Origin of the sequence: Cypionkella sp., from assembly GCF_034376685.1 — a bacterium.
Classification (GTDB): Bacteria; Pseudomonadota; Alphaproteobacteria; order Rhodobacterales; family Rhodobacteraceae; genus Cypionkella.
In genome coordinates this window covers 1-3,956 of the sequence record NZ_JAXMJJ010000100.1, presented here as the reverse complement: position 1 = coordinate 3,956, position 3,956 = coordinate 1, and the positions used below count along the sequence as shown (strand labels likewise).

At 58.6% G+C, this 3,956-nt stretch carries 2 protein-coding genes and 2 pseudogenes; 2 read left to right on the top strand and 2 right to left on the bottom strand.

Going from position 1 to position 3,956, the window contains the following annotated elements:
- Both U1A24_RS19335 and U1A24_RS19330 read left to right on the top strand, forming a co-directional pair.
- Positions 1-545 (top strand): annotated as a pseudogene (locus U1A24_RS19335) (NADH oxidase); the annotation flags it as partial.
- 559 nt (positions 546-1,104) lie between these two features.
- Positions 1,105-2,469, top strand: coding sequence for a S41 family peptidase (locus U1A24_RS19330; RefSeq protein WP_322323620.1), 1,365 nt, complete (start codon positions 1,105-1,107; stop codon positions 2,467-2,469).
- A gap of 441 nt (positions 2,470-2,910) precedes the next feature.
- Here the strand turns inward: U1A24_RS19330 and U1A24_RS19325 are convergent, their stop codons facing one another.
- Positions 2,911-3,318 (bottom strand): VOC family protein, encoded by a 408-nt coding sequence (locus U1A24_RS19325; protein ID WP_322323619.1) that lies wholly within the window; start codon positions 3,316-3,318, stop codon positions 2,911-2,913.
- A 187-nt stretch (positions 3,319-3,505) separates the two neighbouring features.
- A pseudogene (locus U1A24_RS19320) lies at positions 3,506-3,956 on the bottom strand (hypothetical protein); the annotation flags it as partial.

Sequence of the window (3,956 nt, the reverse complement as noted above, 5' to 3'; positions counted from 1 at the left end):
ACGGGATGAAGCTGGTCAACATCGTGCGCCGCGATGAACACGTTGAACTGCTGAAATCGCAGGGCGCGCAATATGTCGTGAACTCGTCCGCCCCGACCTACATGGCCGATCTGCGCGCGGCGATTAAGGAAACCGGCGCGTTCCTCGGCTTTGATCCGATTGGCGGCGGGCAGAACTCCGACCATGTGCTGAAAGCGATGGAGCAGGTCGCATCCAGCCAGATGGCCGAGTTTTCGCGCTACGGATCGAACCAGGACAAGAAGATGTATATGTACGGGCGGCTTGACCTGTCGCCGACGATCCTGACGCCTTCGTACGGCCTGCAATGGAGCGTTGCGGGCTGGCTGCTGACCCCGTTCCTGCAACGTGCTGGCATGGAAACCGTGGTGCGGCTGCGCACTCGGGTGCAACAGAACCTCACCACCACCTTCGCTTCGCATTACAAGGCCAAGGTGACGCTGGAAGGGATGCTGGAGAAGGACGTGATCAGCGATTACCGCCAGATGAAAACCGGCGAGAAATATCTGGTTACGCCCTGGGGGTGATTCAACGCACCGCCGCTGCCGGGCATTCAGGAGACCGTCAGGGTTCCTGAATGTAGGAGACACATGTGACACTGTCCTGAAACGAAAAGCCCGTCCCCCAGGCTGCGCCGCGCGCGATCCGGCGCGGCCTGCAACCCCGGCTGCGCGCAAAAGCGGATTAGGAGCAGGTCGCACAATCATCGAGCCAGACTGCCAGCAGCAAGCCGGGTAGGAAAGGAGGCACTGCTGACCCTGAGGGGATGGCAGCTTTCAGGGATGCGGTTGCAGTTGTCGGAGGGCTGGAAGTGGGTGGATTTGCTGCCATCCCTCGTCATCCCGGCGACGGATGGGACCCAGGGCCGCAAGTGGCAGTGCTCGCCGCTTGAGAACCCAGCTTTCGCTGGGATGACGGATGGTGGTGGGTTTTGGACTTCTATCTGTACAATCGGCAGTTAGGGTCAGGACCTATTAACCCTAAACATTTGGCTTAAAACCGATGGTCTTGACTGCGTTGGCGCAAGCCACGTAGATGACTCTGCCGTTGAGATGGCGGTGTGATAGATGTCTTGGAAATTGAGATATGCGTTTCATCACCGTTGCTTTGGCAGGATGTGCAATAGCGATTGGCGGCGCCAGCGCGGCTACGGCCCAAGCGGTACAGCCAGCAACACCCATTGTTGCACCCGCTGGACCGCTGATTCCCGAGCTAATTGGCCGCTGGGACCTCAGCTTTCGCTCACCTCAAGCCAGCTTGGATACGGTTTGGGTCATCGAACCGGTCGCGCAAGTCTCAACCAGTGTCGGCACGATTGGCAATAATCCAGTCCGGTTGACGGTAACCGAAGTGCGGCTGATTGACGGTACGATAACCTTCACTGGGTCGACGAGCCTTGGCGCTCTGACCATGACGGGGCGTCTAGATTCAGACAGGATTACTGGGACTTTCGCATCGGGTCCGGTGCGTGGAGATTTTACTGCGAAGCGTCGCGCCGACGGACGCGTAATGCCTTTGTTGCAGATATTCGATCATGCAGTCGGCACCTTCGAACAGTCGCTGTTCACCCCTGCACCATTCGATCACGATTGGCAGGCCCGTCGTACTGAATTGCGCGCTCAACTAGAATCCCCAACCGCGACCGAGCGCGACATGGTGCAGTCGGTGCGCGCACTAGTTGCTGCCGCCCGAATGTCGCATAACAGCTTCTACATTCCCTTCGCTTCAGAAACTCAGGCTGAAGCTCCGCGGACGACCCCAGTCGTTACAAGCCGTAGACTGGACGGAGACATCGGTTACATCCGTATTGATAGTTTCGTGGAGCATCCGGAGGAGCGGACGCGGCTCGACACCGCCTTCGCTGAACTGGCCGACACAAAGGGCCTTGTTATCGATCTGCGCGGCAACAGCGGGGGAAACCTTGGTCTCGCGATGCGGCTGGGCGACCATCTCTTTCCCGCCAATACGCCGAGCGGCCTGTTTGCGACGCGGAAGGGTCTTGATGACGCAGGCGTTGCTTCGATGGATCGATTGCCTGCTTCTTCTTACCGCATACACGATGGCTATACCTTAGATCAGTTTCAGACTGTCTTGGCCGAAACCGGCGCAGTGTCCTTAGTGACCGGAGGTCACGCGCCCGCCTATACGGCGCCAGTTGCTCTGTTGATTGATGCTAACAGTGCCAGCGCTTCCGAAGCCATGGCAGCCGTGATGAAGGAAACAGGCCGCGCACGTCTGTTTGGTGCAACAACGGCGCGGGCTATGCTGGCGTCACGAACTTTCCCTATCGATGACGGATACGTCTTGCGGGTCGCATTTGCTGACTTTCGCACGCCGGGCGGAAAAGTTGCCGAGGGTGTCGGGGTCACCCCAGATCATTCTGTGTCAGGGCAACCTGAAGCGGTGCTCGCAGCAGCCGCAAGATGGCTTGAAGATGTTAGTGCAAATTGACCACAGAGGACGACTTGCAGCCTAAAATCGCGATCGGTAGTCCTGTTTCTCAATCGGCTGATCTCCTTTCGCGATGCCAGCAAGATTGGCTTCTTCGGCATTCTGGCACATTTCGCCGGATACCATTCCTTTCTGCGCCGCCGGTCACCGGCCCACAAAAAGTGCTGGTTGGTCGATGCTAGGTCGCACTTTGCCAGCCCATAAGCAGTGTCGCCATTCTGGTGAGCTATACCGACCGTGTCACCATCTCGAACGGCCTTATCCTCCACTTTGATGGCGAAGGCTTCAAGTTCCGCTCCATGGATTATCGCCGTGTTGACGTAGAACTACAGCGGCTCAAGGGTCCCGCCTGTCATTGGGATGACGGATGGTGGCAGGTTTTGGGGTCGCGCCGTGACGTTGGGAGTGATTGGGAAGGGGCGGGAAACGGCCCTTCCGCTGTCAGCCATCATCTAGACGTACCGGAGATATGAAACGCGTAGGGTCGAAGAAAATCTCAAAACTATTCCCCTCAGGATCATCGATAAATATCGCATTGCCCCCGCGCTGAACATCAACGACTATTCCCGCGTCGTCGAAATACGCTTTCCAAAGGTCAACTTGTTCCCGACTGTCCAGCATGAACCCGAAATGCGCTGGTTTTTCGACTAGCGGCGTTCCGGGTTCGCACGCGATCATCCAACCGTCGCCATATGCAAACGCACCTTCGACCATCAAATTGAAATGTTGCCCGTACCACACAGCTAGCCGCTCAGGGTCACATGCAGGAATTCCGACATGGTTGAGCGTAAATGTTCGCCCTAGATTCGGACGTGAAACGCCAATGGGCGCGAGGTTCGCAGCGTTCATATCGGCCTCATCTTTTCTTATATGGGTTATTAGAGAGCCCGCATCGATACTTCGTCAACTAAGGTCGAAGTCAGGCTATTAAATTTGATCAAACTAATCAGTATCCAAAGACGGCAGGACGTGGCTGCTCTGAACAGCGCGATTCCTGATGCTGCTATCGGCAAAAACCGCAGCAAAACCGCCCCCCTCACCCCCCGTCAAACGCCGCCTGCACCCGCGCCGCATCGCTAATCCCGCCTGCGATCAGCACCATCAGCAGCACCCGCGCCTTGGCGGGGCCGAGCGCGCGGGCTGCCACCAGACCCAGCGCGTCGTCATCCACTTCAACATTGCGGTCGACGATGCCTTCGTCCACCCGGCTTGATCGCACCACCGGGACGCCTGCTGCCGCTGCCTCGGCCAGCGCGGCGATCACGCAGGCGGGCGCGTTACCCTGCCCCATTCCGGCGAGCACAATCCCCTTGCACCCGATGCCGAGCAGCGCCTTGACCGGCTGTTCATCCATCCCGGCGCCCGCGGTCAGGATCGCCACGCGCGGCAGTGTAGCAGGCCATGCAAAGCGCGCACTTTCGCCCAATCTGTGCGGCGGGCCGAACCAGTCGAGCCGCGCCGGGGTCACGCGCGCAATGCTCCCGCGC